The sequence below is a fragment of the Imperialibacter roseus genome, assembly GCF_032999765.1.
In the GTDB taxonomy this organism is placed as follows: Bacteria; Bacteroidota; Bacteroidia; order Cytophagales; family Cyclobacteriaceae; genus Imperialibacter; species Imperialibacter roseus.
This window is the reverse complement of the sequence record NZ_CP136051.1, coordinates 6,274,019-6,289,451: the sequence shown is the minus strand read 5'-3', so window position 1 is coordinate 6,289,451 and position 15,433 is coordinate 6,274,019. Positions and strand designations below refer to the sequence as shown.

The 15,433-nt window shown below is 46.2% G+C and carries 15 protein-coding genes; 9 read left to right on the top strand and 6 right to left on the bottom strand.

Going from position 1 to position 15,433, the window contains the following annotated elements; genetic code table 11:
* Positions 1 to 118: 118 nt before the first annotated feature.
* Positions 119 to 2,095, bottom strand: coding sequence for an alpha-ketoacid dehydrogenase subunit alpha/beta (locus RT717_RS26410; RefSeq protein ID WP_317492388.1), 1,977 nt, complete (start codon positions 2,093 to 2,095; stop codon positions 119 to 121).
* Positions 2,096 to 2,283: 188 nt separating this feature from the next.
* Here RT717_RS26410 and RT717_RS26405 point away from each other — a divergent pair, with 188 nt between their 5' ends.
* From RT717_RS26405 to mnmD, 3 genes are read left to right on the top strand one after another with little or no spacing between them, the layout of a single operon-like run.
* The gene (locus RT717_RS26405; RefSeq protein WP_317489325.1) at positions 2,284 to 3,522 is read left to right on the top strand and encodes a M16 family metallopeptidase; all 1,239 of its coding nucleotides are present in this window, start codon (positions 2,284 to 2,286) and stop codon (positions 3,520 to 3,522) included.
* Complete coding sequence (gene ispF, locus RT717_RS26400) at positions 3,519 to 4,028, top strand: 2-C-methyl-D-erythritol 2,4-cyclodiphosphate synthase (RefSeq protein WP_151997616.1); 510 nt, start codon at positions 3,519 to 3,521, stop codon at positions 4,026 to 4,028. Before RT717_RS26405 ends, ispF begins: the two co-directional genes overlap by 4 nt.
* A complete protein-coding gene (mnmD, locus tag RT717_RS26395; RefSeq protein WP_317489324.1) occupies positions 4,028 to 4,705 on the top strand; it encodes a tRNA (5-methylaminomethyl-2-thiouridine)(34)-methyltransferase MnmD in 678 nt (225 codons plus the stop codon). The genes ispF and mnmD overlap by 1 nt, the downstream gene beginning before the upstream one ends.
* Position 4,706: 1 nt before the next feature.
* Here mnmD and RT717_RS26390 read toward each other — a convergent pair whose 3' ends face one another.
* A complete protein-coding gene (locus RT717_RS26390) occupies positions 4,707 to 5,564 on the bottom strand; it encodes a class II glutamine amidotransferase (protein WP_317489323.1) in 858 nt (285 codons plus the stop codon).
* 144 nt (positions 5,565 to 5,708) lie between these two features.
* Between RT717_RS26390 and RT717_RS26385 the strand changes: the two genes are divergently transcribed.
* A complete protein-coding gene (locus RT717_RS26385; RefSeq protein WP_317489322.1) occupies positions 5,709 to 6,458 on the top strand; it encodes a DUF4190 domain-containing protein in 750 nt (249 codons plus the stop codon).
* A 236-nt stretch (positions 6,459 to 6,694) separates the two neighbouring features.
* Here RT717_RS26385 and RT717_RS26380 read toward each other — a convergent pair whose 3' ends face one another.
* Together RT717_RS26380 and RT717_RS26375 are read right to left on the bottom strand one after the other, a co-directional pair.
* The gene (locus RT717_RS26380) at positions 6,695 to 7,657 is read right to left on the bottom strand and encodes an IS1595 family transposase (RefSeq protein WP_317489321.1); all 963 of its coding nucleotides are present in this window, start codon (positions 7,655 to 7,657) and stop codon (positions 6,695 to 6,697) included.
* On the bottom strand, positions 7,650 to 8,072 hold the full coding sequence (locus RT717_RS26375; RefSeq protein ID WP_317489320.1) for a hypothetical protein: 423 nt from the start codon (positions 8,070 to 8,072) through the stop codon (positions 7,650 to 7,652). Before RT717_RS26375 ends, RT717_RS26380 begins: the two co-directional genes overlap by 8 nt.
* 132 nt (positions 8,073 to 8,204) lie before the next feature.
* Here RT717_RS26375 and RT717_RS28585 point away from each other — a divergent pair, with 132 nt between their 5' ends.
* Positions 8,205 to 8,471 (top strand): type II toxin-antitoxin system RelE/ParE family toxin, encoded by a 267-nt coding sequence (locus tag RT717_RS28585; protein ID WP_394854111.1) that lies wholly within the window; start codon positions 8,205 to 8,207, stop codon positions 8,469 to 8,471.
* 72 nt (positions 8,472 to 8,543) lie between these two features.
* Positions 8,544 to 8,864, top strand: a complete 321-nt coding sequence (locus tag RT717_RS26370; protein WP_317489319.1) for a HigA family addiction module antitoxin — start codon at positions 8,544 to 8,546, stop codon at positions 8,862 to 8,864.
* Positions 8,865 to 8,888: 24 nt separating this feature from the next.
* Here the strand turns inward: RT717_RS26370 and RT717_RS26365 are convergent, their stop codons facing one another.
* Together RT717_RS26365 and RT717_RS26360 are read right to left on the bottom strand one after the other, a co-directional pair.
* On the bottom strand, positions 8,889 to 11,816 hold the full coding sequence (locus RT717_RS26365) for an FAD-binding and (Fe-S)-binding domain-containing protein (RefSeq protein ID WP_317489318.1): 2,928 nt from the start codon (positions 11,814 to 11,816) through the stop codon (positions 8,889 to 8,891).
* Between the two features lie 79 nt (positions 11,817 to 11,895).
* Positions 11,896 to 12,318, bottom strand: a complete 423-nt coding sequence (locus RT717_RS26360; protein WP_317489317.1) for a hypothetical protein — start codon at positions 12,316 to 12,318, stop codon at positions 11,896 to 11,898.
* Positions 12,319 to 12,444: 126 nt separating this feature from the next.
* On the opposite strand from RT717_RS26360, the gene RT717_RS26355 reads away from it, so the two are divergent.
* From RT717_RS26355 to RT717_RS26345, 3 genes are read left to right on the top strand one after another with little or no spacing between them, the layout of a single operon-like run.
* Positions 12,445 to 13,047 carry a YceI family protein gene (locus tag RT717_RS26355; protein WP_317489316.1) on the top strand — a complete coding sequence of 201 codons (603 nt, stop codon included), beginning with the start codon at positions 12,445 to 12,447 and terminating at the stop codon, positions 13,045 to 13,047.
* 7 nt (positions 13,048 to 13,054) lie between these two features.
* Positions 13,055 to 14,032 (top strand): formylglycine-generating enzyme family protein, encoded by a 978-nt coding sequence (locus tag RT717_RS26350; protein WP_317489315.1) that lies wholly within the window; start codon positions 13,055 to 13,057, stop codon positions 14,030 to 14,032.
* Positions 14,033 to 14,080: 48 nt separating this feature from the next.
* The gene (locus RT717_RS26345) at positions 14,081 to 15,424 is read left to right on the top strand and encodes a Gfo/Idh/MocA family oxidoreductase (protein WP_317489314.1); all 1,344 of its coding nucleotides are present in this window, start codon (positions 14,081 to 14,083) and stop codon (positions 15,422 to 15,424) included.
* Positions 15,425 to 15,433: the final 9 nt, after the last annotated feature.

The following is a 15,433-nucleotide window of genomic DNA, read 5'->3' as shown; positions in this document are numbered from 1 at the left end:
GGCTGATGAGGTAAAAGATTTAAAAGAAGAAGAAATAAACACCCGTTAAACTCAATTATGTAAACCTAAAGCGGCAATATATAAAATTAATGCCCAAATGAAGAATTGACAGCCTTTACTAAAAACGCAAAAGTTCTTCGATTCTTTCCTTCAGGCGGCCTTTTGGTAAAAAATTTTGCTCCAATGCCGGCGCAAAAGGCACTGGCGTGTCAAGACTTGCTTCACGCATAACTGGTGCATCAAGACTGGTGAAGCAATGCTCACTTATCCAGGCAGCGATTTCGGCACCGATGCCACCCGTGAGGCAATCCTCATGCAGCACCAACACTTTGCCCGTTTTCTTCACTGTCTCCCTTACCACTTCCTTGTCCCAGGGTAATAATGTCCTTAAATCGACAATATCAGCAGACACACCCAGTTCATTACAAACATGCTGAGCCCAGTGTACCCCCATACCGTAGGTAATAATGGAAATATCTGTGCCTTCGGCAGCTAGTCGGGCTTTACCTATTTCGACAGTGTAGTAATCATCAGGAATCTCTTCAGTAAGGGAGCGGTAGAGCACTTTGTGCTCAAAGTACATGTAGGGGTTGGGGTCTTCCAAAGCGGCATTCAGCAGACCCTTGGCGTCATACACCGTGGAAGGATACACTATTTTTAGACCAGGCGTGTGGAAAAACCAGGCTTCGTTGGATTGAGAATGAAATGGCCCGGCGGCCACGCCAGCTCCCGTTGGCATCCTCACTACCACATCTGCCTTCTGTCCCCACCGCCAGTGGCTTTTGGCCAGGTTGTTCACGATTTGGTTGAAGCCTTCAGTTACGAAATCAGCAAACTGCATTTCCACCATCGACTTCATGCCTTTGATGGAAAGCCCAAGGCCGGTACCGATGATAGCAGACTCACACAATGGCGTGTTGCGCACCCTGTCTTTTCCAAATTTCTCAACAAAGCCATCCGTCGCTTTGAAAACTCCGCCGTACTCTGCAATGTCCTGACCCATGAGCACAAGCTCGGGGTACCTTTCCATGCTTTGGCGAAGCCCGTCAGTAATGGCATCAAGAAAGCGCTTCGGGGAGGTGTTTTTACTCTTTGGAGCAACTACTTGCTGCTCGAAAGGGCTGTAAAGGTCAGCCAGCTCCTGCTCCGTCGACGGAACCACCTCGGGCTCGCTAAAAGCTATTTTCACAGCCTTGTCCACCTGGGCTTTTATTTTCTTTCTGGTCTTTTCTGCAATCTCGGCGGTCAGCACACCAGTTTCGAGCAGGTATTGTTCAAAATTGTTGATTGGGTCTTTGGTCGCCCAATAGTCCATTAGCTCCTTAGGCACGTACTTGGTACCGGACGCCTCCTCGTGCCCCCGCATCCTAAATGTGTTGGCCTCAATCAGAATTGGTCTTGGATTTTTTCTGATATCTTCCGCCAGCCTGGAGATGTTAAGATACACTTCCAGGATATTATTGCCGTCGATACTGATCGTCTCGATACCATAGCCTGGCCCTTTGTCCACAAAAGATTTGAACTTGAATTGTTCGTTGCTGGGTGTACTCAGGCCGTAGCCATTATTTTCTACAATAAAAAGCACCGGCAAATTCCAGACAGCCGCCACATTAATGGCCTCGTGGAAGTCGCCCTCGCTGCTACCACCATCGCCGGTGAAAACAGCGGTTGCGGTATTCTCCTTTTTCAGCTTACCGGCCAGGGCAATGCCATCTGCCAGGGCCAACTGCGGCCCCAAATGGCTGATCATGCCTACAATCTTAAACTCTTGGGTGCCAAAGTGAAATGACCGATCCCGGCCTTTGGTAAACCCATTGGCCGTGCCCTGAAACTGCGAAAAAAGTCTTTCGTAGGGGATACCACGGGAGGTAAACACGCCAAGATTGCGGTGCATTGGCAGGATGTATTCGCTTTCCTTGAGAGCGAGTGTGGCCCCAACGGATATTGCCTCCTGGCCAATGCCTGAAAACCATTTGCTGATTTTGTTCTGACGAAGAAGGATCAGCATTTTCTCTTCGATCAGCCTGGGTTCTAAAAGCTTTTCGTATATGGAAAGAAGCTGTTTGTCAGTCAGCGACTTCCTGTCAAATTTCATTTGGGTGTGGGTTCCGGCCGCAATTGCCATAATCTGTTGTTTAATTGTTAGCCAAATGTAAATGTTTGAGCTTTGCGGAGGAAAGCGGAGATGGAAAATTCTTCGCAAAACCGAACCTTTTACTTATTCGATGTAGTTTCGGACAATAGTATCAGTGAATGCTTATTTTAGCGACAATTTTGTAGCAAATGATTCAATTTGAAAGTTTTAAACTAGCCAATGGGCTGGAGGTGCACGTTATACCTGACCCCAGCACCGAACTGGCAGTGGTCAATATCTTATACAAGGTAGGCTCGAGAGATGAGGAAGAGCATAAGACCGGCTTTGCACATCTTTTTGAGCACCTGATGTTTGGCGGCTCAAAGCATATTCCAAGCTACGATGAGCCGCTTCAGCTGGTGGGCGGGGAAAACAACGCCTTTACCAGCCCCGACATTACCAACTATTATATCACATTACCGGCTGCCAATATCGAGACGGCTTTTTGGCTGGAGTCGGATCGTATGCTGAGTTTATCGTTTGACCCGAAAGTGCTGGAAGTGCAGCAAAAAGTGGTGATTGAGGAATTTAAACAGCGCTACCTGAACCAGCCTTACGGCGATATTTGGCTGAAGTTGAGACCTCTGGCCTATAAAGAGCACTCCTATAAATGGGCGACCATCGGAAAGGAAATTTCCCACATAGAGAATGCGACCATGATGGATGTGCAAGACTTTTTCTTCAAATATTACCGTCCTAATAATGCTGTCCTGGTGGTGGCCGGCAAGGTCACTACTGAACAAGTACAAAAATTGGCAGAGAAGTGGTTTGGTCCTATTCCGGCAGGGGATGTTCCAGCACGGCGCTTGCGAGCGGAACCAAAGCAACATGATGTACGAATAATGAATGTGCAATCAAAAGTGCCTTTAAGTGCTCTGTACAAAACGTTCCATATGAGTGGACGGGCAGCCGACAACTATCAATCGATCGATTTTCTGGGAGATATTCTGGGCAGAGGGAAATCGAGCAGGTTGTACAATGTGCTGGTGAAGGAGAAAAAAATATTCAACAGCATCCAGTCGTATGTGCTGGGCTCCATTGACCCCGGCCTGCTGATGATTGATGGCAAGCTGAATGAAGGCCATACCTTTGACGAAGCTGAAAAGGCAATTGATGAGGTGTTAAGCGAAATAAAATCGAAAAAGATTAACGATGATGAGTTGATCAAAGTGAAAAACAAAGCACTTTCATCTCTTGTTTTCTCTGAAGTGGAGTTGCTGAACCAGGCAATGAATGTGGCTTTCATGTCGTTTCTGGGAGACCCAAACTGGGTGAACAAGGAAACCGATAAAATCGAATCGGTAACTACAGACAATATTCTTGACGAAGCCAACAACATTCTCGCCAAAGCCAATAGCTCCACGCTCTACTACGAAGCAATAAAATGAAAAAGCCAACTATCAGGATCGGTTACGGATACGATGTGCACCAGCTAAAGGAAGGCTACGACCTATGGCTTGGGGGCATAAAAATCGACCATGAAAAAGGTGCTGTTGGGCACTCAGACGCCGACGTGATCATTCACGTAATTTGCGACGCTATTCTAGGCGCTGCCAATATGCGGGATATTGGTTATCACTTCCCCGACACAGATCCAAAATACAAGGGAATTGACAGTAAAAAACTCCTCGACGAGGTGATGACCCTCATTAGAAATAAACACTATGAAGTGGGAAACATTGACGTGACCCTCTGCGCTCAAAGGCCAAAAGTGAACCCGTTTATTCCCAAAATGGTGGCAGTTCTTTCCGAGGTAATGGATGTAGCTGAGGAAGATATTTCCATAAAAGCCACTACCACCGAAAAGCTGGGCTTCGTTGGAACCGAACAAGGTATTGCTGCCCACGCTGTAGCGCTCATTTATAGAGTAGAAAAAACAAAGGGCGGAGGTTGATGGACTCAAATGTTCACCTGATCCTGACAGAAGACGGCTCACATTCCTTGAAGAATGAAGCACTCAATGAGACCTACCACTCGTTCCATGGTGCAGTCCAGGAATCCGCTCACGTTTTTATCGAAATGGGGCTCAGGCATTGGTGTAACCATCACGAAGGTACACCGAGCATTCTGGAAATTGGCTTTGGCACAGGGCTTAATGCCTATCTCAGTCTGATCTTTGCTGAAAAGCATGCCCGACCGGTAGCCTTCGAGACGCTGGAGACTTTTCCCCTGCCAACCGAGATTTATGAAAACCTGAACTATGCCGATCTGATTGGAGAAGGCGAGCTGCCAAAGTACTTTCAACTGCTTCACAGCTCCGACTGGGGTAAGCCCGTGGAAATTACCCAGCACTTTTTCCTAAAGAAGCTTGAAACTCCGGTACACGACTATTCCCCAACCACTCCTTTCAATATCATCTACTTCGATGCATTTGCTCCCAACAAGCAGCCCGACATGTGGACGATGGAAGTGATACAAAAGATGTATGACTCGCTTGCTGCCGGGGGTTTTCTGGTAACATATTGTGCACAAGGGCAGTTTAAGCGAAACCTGAAGCAAGCGGGTTTTACAGTGGAGGAACTCCCCGGCCCGCCAGGCAAAAAGGAAATGGTAAGGGCTTTGAAAAAGTAGTTCAGGCCGTTACCTTTCTCAAGCTCACACTCAAGTCCTTTTTTACCAAAATCATATGATTATCGGGAATGGGTTTCCAGTCCTCAGCAAACTCCGTCAGTTTTTCCGATACAATCATCACCGACTTTTCTTCCGGCGTGGCAGGCAACATATGGCACATGCCGTCCTCGCACACATAGCGGCTTCCCTCTGAGTAATATAAAGTCAATGGCTTGTCGCTCGGATTAGAAATGTACCGCAGGCCCACCATTCGCTCACCGTCCACAAACACCATGTTGAGGTAGGCAGGGTCTGTGATCTCAGCTTCGTGCATGGCAGCCTTCATGTCGATAATCATTTCCTCGAAGGAGTCGGCCACATCCTCGGCGTCGAAGTTGGCACCTCTTGTCGCCAGCTTATCAAGGAAAACAGCGAATAGATGTTCAGAATCCGTCTGACCTTTGATCCAGCGGTAGCGATCTTCATGCAGCGAGCTGGTTAGCCGTCGTTTTATTTTGATGAATTCCTCAACGCCACCATTGTGCAGCATCAGGTAGTTGTGGTAATGAAAAGGGTGGCAGTTGGCTTCCGAAACGTCTCCTTCACTGGCAGCACGAACATGGGCCACCAGGCATTCTGACTTTACTTTTGGCGCCAGGTAGCGGAGGTTGCGGTTGTTCCATGCCGGGTAAATCGACACAAAAGTGGCGGGGTCGGGCGAAATCTCCTTGTGGTACCAGCCTACGCCGAAACCGTCGCCATTGAGCGGCTCCTCAATTTCTTTGGCGCTAAAGCTCTGTTTGATCATGGAGTTTTTAGGCTCATACAGGAATTTATCCATCAGGATAGGTCTTCCCAGGTAGGCGAGGAGTCGGCACATAATTTGTTAGGGTTAAATAGTAGAAAAAGTAGCTGTTTCTTTTGATATTAGTTGTGAACAGCTAATAATATTTTTTGGCGGAGTGGCGGCGCAGTTGATTGTAGCAATTATTTCGTCATCCAATTTTTTAACCTTATTAATGTTATGGAAATCATTCGTTCGATGGAGCATAGCCTCCTAACAGTCGGTTTGTATCGCAACGAGAAGAAAAAACACTCAGTTCTCAATTCTCTAAGCAAAGCTGCCTCGGCAACTCTCTTTATTCTACTGGCGGGGTTAGTAACATTGTCTGGTTGTTCCACGCCCAAATACTATCGGTTTCATGAAACCACCTATTCTTCCGGCCCAACAGCAAAAACCCTGGATCGGCTGGCAAACAAGTCGCCTATAGTGGAGCATGCCCTGGAAGGCCGGGAAATTTCTTTGGAAGGTGAGTTGTTTAGCACTGCAGCGCAGAGGGATGCAACCTCCAATCACTCAAAAAAGAAACTTAGGAAAGACATCAAAATGATTGTTCGGGGAAGCTCGGGTTGGAATGAAATGGCCTCTGCGAAAAAGGCCACCGGGGATGTAACGCCAAGCCAGACCGACAATGTTGCTGAAGAGCCTCCGAAAAAAAACAAGGCAGCGGGGGCGGCATTTACTATGTTCATCATCTCTATGCTTAGCATTTTGGCCGCAATTGTTATTGCGCCAGAGTTCCTGTTTTTTCTGTTCTTGTTGATTCCAGCCACCATTTATGGCTATATCGGCTTGAAACAGATCAAAGAGACAGGAGAGTCTGGGAAAGGTAAAGCCCTATTTACGGCCATTTTTGGCACTTGCGTTTTGCTTTTCGTGCTAATATTCATGATCTATTTTGAGCTGGAAGACGGGGAGTGGTTGCTGTGGTGAGGGAGTGGAGGGATCTTTGTACTGAAAAGGGGTTCCCTTGCCAAAAAAAGGTTTGACATAAGAAATAATTTGAACCTGTTACGTATCAGGTGTCAAAAATTAGTTATATTTGTCTCATTGGCAAAAGGCCATCGAAAGTTCTTTGAAATGTGGGCAACAAATAATTCATTATTGTACGCACCTATCCCTTTAACCACAGATAGGTGTTTTGGTGTCTTTGTTTTGTACAAATTGAGCTAACATTTTACTTTCTTTTTAGCACGGTAAACTATCTTGGTGACTGCCTTTTTGGGCTGATAGTAGGTCAGACACTTTTGCTCTGACACGGCACGCAACATGAACTCTTTAAATAGGTCATGCTTTGCATCTCGACGGTTGTAAATGTATTGTGCTTGAACCAAATAGAAAGGCAAATACTTTCTACTGATGGCCACATAATTTCCCTTGATTGAGTTCTTTACTATCGACCAAAATCCTTCTATTGTGTTGACGTGAACAATACCTTTGGCGTAGCCTTTTCCGTGGTCGATAGTTAGGTGCTGAACAACCTCTTCAAACTTCTTGTAAGCAGGAAGTTTGTCAGTCATTACAATAGAGGTGTTGGTATTAACATTGGCTTTTAGAAAGCTCATTAGGTTGTTGGTTGTGAGCTTTTCAATGACCTTCAACACTACGTTTCCATTTCGCTCGACTATGCCGACAATTGGCGTCTTAGAAGTACCACGGCCACGCTTTGTATTAACACTGGAAATGGATGGGTGATTAGATGGCGCTTTTCGCTTTTTACCTCCTACGTAGGCTTCATCCATTTCAACGATATTATTGAGTTCAATACAATCGTCGATCATTGCACAACGTATTCTCATTGCCACGTACCACGCTGTTTTGTAGGTGCTTCCAACGTTTCTTTGTAGTTCTTTGGCAGCAATACCCTTTTTGGCGTTTAGAATTAACCCAATCATCAAAAACCATTTAGGAAGGGGGTATTTTGAGCCTTCGAATATGGTACCATGTAGTACGCTAAAGTCCTTATTGGTGTCATTACAATGGTAATAGATGGTTCCTTTCCGTTTGGTCACGTTGTCAGTGCCAGTGAAGGGAGAAATTACCTTTCCGTTCCAACGTAACTTTTCCAGGTATGCAATGCACTGGGTGCGGGTGGAGTAGGTTTTGGATATGGTTGAAATGTTGTTACCCATGGCCATTACTTAAATGTACATCTAGCAATTTTTTTATTTCATTTGCTGTGAAATCAGGATACATAAGTTCTATTCTACTCTTGAAAAAAGAACGCTCTTCATTAGTAATGATGACACGTTCCTTTTCAGTCTCTTTTTCCTCTATTTCAACAAGTTTCCTTGACCTATAATCAATTATAAGTTGCTGTACTTTAGTTGCAACATCTAACTGGTCTACTTTATTCCTTAATCGAAATAGATATACCAAAACAGATAATCCAATGAGAAGGAAACAGATAGATTGAATTGTGCCTACTCCGATAGTTATGTTTTCCATATTAAATAAGTTTAGAATACGATCTAAAAACCAAGTCGTTACTGAAAGTAAGCCAGTTATTGGCTCAAACCTCTTCGCATATTTTACAAAATATTTCATAGCATTATTCATTAAAAAGTACTATTAGGTGGTAAATTTCACGTAAAATAGCACTATTATCTACAATGCCATGTATTTCAGTTAGTTACGGGGCTCTTCTGTGGTTATAGGGATACATGCGTTATTGTATCAGTGATTATTTCAATCAAAAGCAAAGCGCTAGAACGTTTCCTAATAAAAGGAGATGTATCTGGCGTGAATCAAATGCATGTCAAGAAGCTCCGAAGATTAGTTTCAAGGCTGAATGTGGCATCTGATTTAAATGACCTATCCTTTCCTGGTAGTGGTTTTCATCCATTGAAAGGATATTATGCTTTAAGTGTAAGTGGTAACTGGAGGTTGGTTTTTCGCTTCGAAAAGGGCGATGTTATTGACCTTGACTATCTGGATTATCACTAGTTGGATTATTTGTTGCTGAAGTAGAAGGTTATACTATAGTGGTTCTGTATAAAAATGAATAAAGAGCGAACAATGATAATGAAAGAATATATGATGTACGACCCCTCCCACCCAGGAGAAATCCTTCGTGAAGATTACATGGAGCCTCTAAATATAGATGTAACGTCCATGGCAGAGAAGGTGATGATATCAAGGAAGCAACTTTCCTTGATCTTGAATGAAAAAGCAGGCATCAGTCCGCTGATGTCTCTTAAACTAGCAAAGGTATTCGGGACAAGCCCCGAGTTTTTCCTTCGACTTCAGCAACAATATGATCTTGCCAAAGCGAGGACGGAATTTGAAAAAATTGAAAAAGACCTTCCTGTGCTATACCACGAAGAAAACCCGGCCTAGACCGGGTTTTCTTGTTTTAAGTCTCTAAACCAACGCCTCCCAAAGCACCTCCACAGGATGCTTCGCCACTCTGTCGGTTCCATCTTTGATCTGATGACGGCAGCTTGTGCCTGGTGCGGCAATGATGGTGTCGTCAGCTTCTTTCCTTACTGTTGGGAAGAGCACCAGCTCCCCAATTTGCATGGAAACCTCATAGTGTTCTTTCTCATAGCCAAAAGAGCCTGCCATCCCACAGCAACCACTTGGTATCATCATCACCTCATAATTTTTAGGGAGGCTAAGCATTTTCTTGGAAGGCACTACCGAGCTCAAGGCCTTTTGGTGACAGTGACCATGTAGCCTGATTCTTTTCTTTTCTTCTGTAAACTGCTCTGCCTTGATATTGCCCTTTTCCATTTCGGAAGCCAAAAATTGGTCAATCAGGAAAGTGTTTTCCGCTATGGCTTTGGCCTGCTCCTTCAGTTCTCCCCTTGTCAGGTCAATGTATTCATCTCTGAAAGAGAAAATCGTACTTGGTTCAATCCCCAGCAGTGGCTTTTCATTTGATACCTTACCTGCCAGCAACTTGATGTTCTTTTCTGCCAACTTTTTGGCTTCTTTGATCAGCCCTTTTGACAGATGCGCCCGACCTGACTCTTCGTGAGCAGGCATTTCCACGACATAGCCTAGCTTGTCCAGCAGCTTGACAGCCGTCGCCCCAATTTCAGCGTCGTTATAGTCGGTAAACTCGTCGCAAAACATGAGCACGCTGCCTTTGGCTTCAGATGGATCTACAGTCGGTTTAAACTTCTTCTCAAACCAGGCACGAAAAGTTGTTGTGCTTAACCTCGGGATGGGCCTGTCCTGAGCAAAGCCAAGGAATGCTTTAATAATAGGTGCTGTTACCGGATTGCTGATGCTGAAATTGTACAAGCCAGGGGCTATGGATGCCAGCTTGCTGGCTTTGGCAAAACCGGCCACCATTCTGCTGCGGAAGGGGATGCCATTCGCTTCGTGATAATGCTGTGTGAACTCTGCTTTCAGTTTACCCATGTCCACATTGCTGGGGCACTCTGATTTGCAGCCTTTGCACGACAGGCACAAATCCATCACTTCTTTGATCTCTTTGTGATCGAATGGGTTTTTCTTTGTGCTGCTGGTCAGCATTTCCCTGAGCATGTTCGCCCTTGCTCTGGTGGTTTCTTTCTCGTTACGGGTAGCCATAAAGCTCGGGCACATGGTCCCTCCGCTCAAATGGGTTTTTCTACAGTCGCCTGAGCCGTTGCATTGCTCAGCTGCCCGAACGATGCCAAGGGTATCGGAAAAATCAAAGAGCGTGTCAATTTCTTTGGTCCCCTGCCCGATTGTATACCGAAGAGACGTATCCATCGGCGGTGTGCGGACAATCTTGCCGGGGTTCAGGATATTTTCCGGATCAAAGACATCTTTGATCCTCTCCATCAACTCATAGTTTTTCTGGCCCACCATCAGAGGGATGAACTCCCCTCTCAGTCTGCCGTCGCCATGCTCTCCACTTAAGCTACCTTTGTATTTTTTCACCAGGGTCGCTATTTCCTCGGCAATGGTGCGGAACATTTGCTGGCCCTCGGCGGTCTTAAGGTCAAGAATAGGACGGAGGTGCAGCTCTCCTGTGCTGGCATGTGCATAATGCACGCTGCTCAGTCCATATTTATGAAGAATCTCATTGAACTCCCTGATATACTCCGGCAGCTCGTTTACATCCACAGCGGTGTCCTCAATCACCGGAACGGCTTTGGCATCTCCGGGCATGTTGGCCAACAACCCGAGCCCTGCTTTTCTCAAGGTCCATATCTTACCCATATCGTCGCCAAAGAGAACTGGAAAATGATAGCCCAGGCCAACTGACTGCATCTCAGCAATCATTGCTGCAACATCTCTGTCTCTTTCTTCGGCTGTTCCCCTTCCGATTTCAACCACCAAAATGGCTCCCGGGTCTCCTTGAATAAAGAACCTGTTTTTGTTCTGTTCGATGTTGCTCTTGGTACAATCGAGAATGATCTTGTCGATGAGCTCGCAGGCACTTGGGTTGTATTTGAGCGCAATGAGGTTGCCCCGCAAGCTTTCTTCGATGGTATTATAGTGAACGCAAACCAGTGCCCTGTCTTTTGGGGGAAGTGGTACAAGATTAAGCTTCAATTCAGTGATAAAAGCAAGCGTGCCTTCGGATCCAGCCAGCAGCGAGCAAAGATTGAAGTCGGGGCCTGTTTCGATGAAAGGCTTTTCCCTCAGGAGCATGTCCATGGCATACCCTGTGTTGCGCCTGGGGATGCTTACCTTGGGGAATTCCCGCTCAATTTCCGCCTGGTTTTCGGCATCATTTAGAATATCGAATAGCTCCCTGTAAATTTGATTTTCGAGGGTGGAATTATTTTCTATCTTCTTGATGAACTCGTCCGGGTCCAGTGAATGAAAGACTGCATCGGAGCCATCACTTAGGATTACTTTTGCTTCCAGCAGGTGCTCACGGGTGCTGCCGTACACCACAGAATTGGAGCCGCAGGAGTTGTTACCGACCATCCCACCTACCATCGCCCTATTGGCTGTGGACGTCTCCGGAGCAAACATCAGGCCGAAAGGTGCCAGGTGTTTGTTCAAATCATCACGCACAACGCCCGGATGCAGCCGCACCCACTTTTCTTCCTTGTTTACCTCAAGTATCCGGGTAAAATGCTTGGACACGTCTACTACAATGCCGCTGCCCACCACCTGGCCTGCCAGCGAGGTACCAGCAGTACGTGGAATCAGAGAGGTTTTATGCTGACGAGCAAATTCAATAAGTTTCTTGATGTCGGAAATGCTCTTTGGCATAGCCACAGCGAGCGGCATTTCCTTGTAGGCGGACGCATCCGTAGCGTATAACCTCCGCAGCACATCGTCAATAAAGAACTCTCCTTCCAGGGTCGAGCCGAAGGATTTTAAGGTGTTTTGCATAAGTCACAAAGAAGAATTCAAATTTATGACTTGAATCAAACAAATGAACAATAAGGGGGATATTCTTTGCCTCAAAGGGCTAAATCTTCGTGAGCACAAAGTCTTTCTTTTCACCCTGCTCGAAGCTTTTAAGTGTCATGCTGTCATCGGTTTTTTCATATACCTGCCAGGTACCATTGATTACTTTGGATGGTTCCTTTGGATTGGTAAGATCGACGGTCAAAACCTTTGTGGCCTCATCTACCTCATAAGAGCCATAGGAATCGTTCTGCCCATTCTTGTTGACAAGAAAATCGCCATTCGAAAATATTTCAAATGTGAACTCCGAAAGCGTTGTCGTTTCATCAGCTCCTGCCAGCTTGAAAGTTGTAATCGACCATTCTCCTTCAAAGTCCGCCGCTGTGATAGCCACCGGCTTGGGGTCTTCATCTTTGCTGCATCCGAGCATTGCCACTGCCACAAATAGTAAGGCCCATTGCCTCCACACACCTTTCATCGTCATCCGTTTCTTTTTTATTGTATGAATTTAAACAATTAATCAGGCCTTTACACTGATTCGTCAAATGATTCTTCTGGTTCTCGTCATTTTACATTTAATTTATTATTCGAAAGGAATTACTTAAACGAAATGAAAAGAACACACCCGATTTTACTGGCGGTTGCCTTTTTGGCAATTTTTAGCCATAGCTATGGTCAAAACTCAGATTTGAAAGTCAGCAAATCTTCCGAAATGTCAATTTCTGGCACCTCCACGCTCCATAGCTGGACCTGCAATGTCACTGACGTAAGCGGTACTGTTAAGGTAGATGAGAAAATTCTCAAAAAAGGCGAATTCAAGAAAGGCGATAAAATAGCGGCGGTGTCTATTACTGTGCCCGTGCTTAGTATCAAAAGCGAACGTGGTGAAACCATGGAGCAGAAAATGTACAATGCGCTCAAGTATGAAGAAAATCCGAACATTACATTTTCACTGACCGACAATCAGATTACTTCGCCCGGTAAAGAAACCTTTGCTGTAGAAGCAAAAGGCAACCTTACCATCGCTGGTAAAACAAAAGGGATCGCTCTCCCTGTAGCAGGAAAGCGGGATGCCAGTGGAAAGTATTCGTTCGAAGGTTCTTACAAACTAAATATGAAAGATTATGACATGGAGCCACCAACGGCCATGTTCGGGCAGATAGTAACCGGAGAAGAAGTGGAAATATCATTTAAACTAATTGTAGAGGACTGATAAGATTATGTTGTTGAAAAGATTGCTAACTATTGGTTGCGTTTCGGTGGCAGGTTTCACTTACGCTCAAGAGGGCTTGGAGCCCATTACCAAGACGATAGAAGGAAGTGAGGTCTCGTTCAAAATGGTTCCCATTCCGGCAGGTACTTTTACAATGGGTAGCCCCGAAGGGGCAAAAAACAGAGAGGAAGACGAGGGCCCTGTTCATCAGGTAGCCCTGGAGGCATTCTATATGTCTGAAACAGAGGTGACATGGGAACTGTATGAACTATTCACCGACAAAGACAAAAGAGCTACTCTTGTGTATGTGGATGAGGCAAGCCAGAAGAAGGCCGATGCCATGGTAAAGCCCAGCACGCCTTATCTGGATCCCAGCTATGGCATGGGTAAGTATGGATTTCCCGCTACCAGCATGACACAGTATGCAGCCGTTACTTTTTGCAAATGGCTAAGCGAGACCACTGGTGAGTTCTACCGTCTGCCAACGGAAGCGGAATGGGAATATGCGTGCCGAGCCGGTTCAACCACAGCCTATTCATTTGGCGACAATGCAGATTCACTGAAAAGTTATGCCTGGTTTTACGATAACAGCAACGACAAATACCACGAGGTAAAAGGCAAGAAGCCGAATGCCTGGGGGCTTCACGACATGCATGGCAACGTGATGGAATGGACGCTCGACCAATACCAGGCAGACTACTATGCAACTGTTGCCGATGGTCAAACAAACCCGTGGAGAAAGCCTACTAACCTTCATCCGAGAACGGCCCGTGGAGGCTCATGGGACGACGACCCGGAAGATCTACGGTCGGCCAATAGAACAACATCAACCCCCAACTGGCAAAAGCGTGATCCACAGATTCCTAAAAGCTTCTGGTGGGCATCAGATGCTCCATTTGTGGGCATAAGACTGGTAAAGCCAGCCAAGCAACCAACAAAAGCAGAGCAAGCGGCCTTCTGGGCTTCCGTTCTTGACGAAGGTTAACTATATTGATTTCCTGAAACTACCTACACACACTTAACACATACCGTTATGACTCATACTGATTCAAAAAATACCTCCGGGCTCAATCGCAGAGATTTCGTAAAAGGTTCTGCCATGGCTGCTGGGGGCATTATGCTTAGCGGGCTGGCATGGGATGCCAACGCCATGACCTTGCAAAAACCAAAGGAGCTTAAGCTTGCCCTCGTAGGCTGTGGCGGCCGTGGTTCCGGCGCCGTAGTTCAAGCGCTAATTGCCGACCCCAATGTGAAGCTGGTGGCGATGGCCGACGCTTTCAGAGACAGGCTTGATGCTTGCTACAGCAACATCACCAAAGACGATGTAGACGGCAAAGGCAGTTTGAAAGCAAAAATCGACGTGCCGGAAAAGAATAAATTTGTTGGATTTGAAGGCTATAAGAGCGCTATTGATCTGGCTGACGTTGTCATACTGGCTACCCCTCCGGGATTCCGCCCCTACCACCTGGAGTATGCCATCAAACAGAGTAAGCACATCTTCTGCGAGAAACCTCTGGCTACAGATGCGGTGGGTATCCGTAAAGTTTTAGGTCTTCTGGAAGAATCGAAGCAAAAGAACCTCAACATAGTAGTTGGTCTTCAGCGTCACTACGAGTCTTCTTATCGTGAGGTCATGAAGAGAGTTCACGGTGGCGAAATAGGCGACGTTACATCAGGCCAGGTTTACTGGAACAGCGCTGGTGTATGGGTGAGAGAAAGACAACCCGACATGACAGAGATGCAGTACCAAATGAGAAACTGGTATTATTTCAACTGGCTATGCGGCGACCACATCGTGGAACAACACATCCACAACATCGACGTGATGAACTGGGCCAAGCAAGGCTATCCGGTGAAGGCACAGGGCATGGGTGGACGTCAGGTGAGAACTGGCAAGGAGTTCGGCGAAATTTTCGATCACCACTATGTGGAGTACACCTATGAAGATGGTGCTATCATGAACAGCCAGTGCCGCCATATCAAAGGCTGCATGGACAAAGTAACCGAAGAAATTGTAGGCACCAAGGGTCGTGCCGACGGCAGCGGCAACATTGTTGACCTCAAAGGAAATATTATTTACAAGCACAGGGGCAAGGACGATCCGAACCCATACGAGCAGGAGCACGTCGAACTATTTGCCTCCATCCGAAAAGGTGGAGTCATCAACGACCTTGAAAATGGAGCCAAGGCAACCATGACGGCTATCATGGGCCGTATGGCCACCTATTCCGGAAGAGAGCTCACCTGGGAAGAAGCAATCAATTCTGAGGTGAACTTGTTTCCAGACAGGCTTGCATGGGATGCTAACCCTAAGTCAATGCCTGACAAAAATGGTTTTTATACCATTGCGGTACCGGGTGTAACTCAGGTTATCTGACATAAAATC

Bases quoted from the DNA above. Each gene is read 5' to 3' on its own strand.
- RT717_RS26355 (WP_317489316.1), top strand. From the start codon at position 12,445: ATGAAAAGAACACACCCGATTTTACTGGCGGTTGCCTTTTTGGCAATT.
- ispF (WP_151997616.1), top strand. From the start codon at position 3,519: ATGAAAAAGCCAACTATCAGGATCGGTTACGGATACGATGTGCACCAG.
- RT717_RS26385 (WP_317489322.1), top strand. From the start codon at position 5,709: ATGGAAATCATTCGTTCGATGGAGCATAGCCTCCTAACAGTCGGTTTG.
- RT717_RS26360 (WP_317489317.1), bottom strand. From the start codon at position 12,318: ATGACGATGAAAGGTGTGTGGAGGCAATGGGCCTTACTATTTGTGGCA.
- RT717_RS26365 (WP_317489318.1), bottom strand. From the start codon at position 11,816: ATGCAAAACACCTTAAAATCCTTCGGCTCGACCCTGGAAGGAGAGTTC.
- RT717_RS26390 (WP_317489323.1), bottom strand. From the start codon at position 5,564: ATGTGCCGACTCCTCGCCTACCTGGGAAGACCTATCCTGATGGATAAA.
- RT717_RS26345 (WP_317489314.1), top strand. From the start codon at position 14,081: ATGACTCATACTGATTCAAAAAATACCTCCGGGCTCAATCGCAGAGAT.
- RT717_RS26410 (WP_317492388.1), bottom strand. From the start codon at position 2,095: ATGAAATTTGACAGGAAGTCGCTGACTGACAAACAGCTTCTTTCCATA.
- RT717_RS26405 (WP_317489325.1), top strand. From the start codon at position 2,284: ATGATTCAATTTGAAAGTTTTAAACTAGCCAATGGGCTGGAGGTGCAC.
- RT717_RS26350 (WP_317489315.1), top strand. From the start codon at position 13,055: ATGTTGTTGAAAAGATTGCTAACTATTGGTTGCGTTTCGGTGGCAGGT.
- mnmD (WP_317489324.1), top strand. From the start codon at position 4,028: ATGGACTCAAATGTTCACCTGATCCTGACAGAAGACGGCTCACATTCC.
- RT717_RS26370 (WP_317489319.1), top strand. From the start codon at position 8,544: ATGATAATGAAAGAATATATGATGTACGACCCCTCCCACCCAGGAGAA.
- RT717_RS26380 (WP_317489321.1), bottom strand. From the start codon at position 7,657: ATGGGTAACAACATTTCAACCATATCCAAAACCTACTCCACCCGCACC.
- RT717_RS26375 (WP_317489320.1), bottom strand. From the start codon at position 8,072: ATGAAATATTTTGTAAAATATGCGAAGAGGTTTGAGCCAATAACTGGC.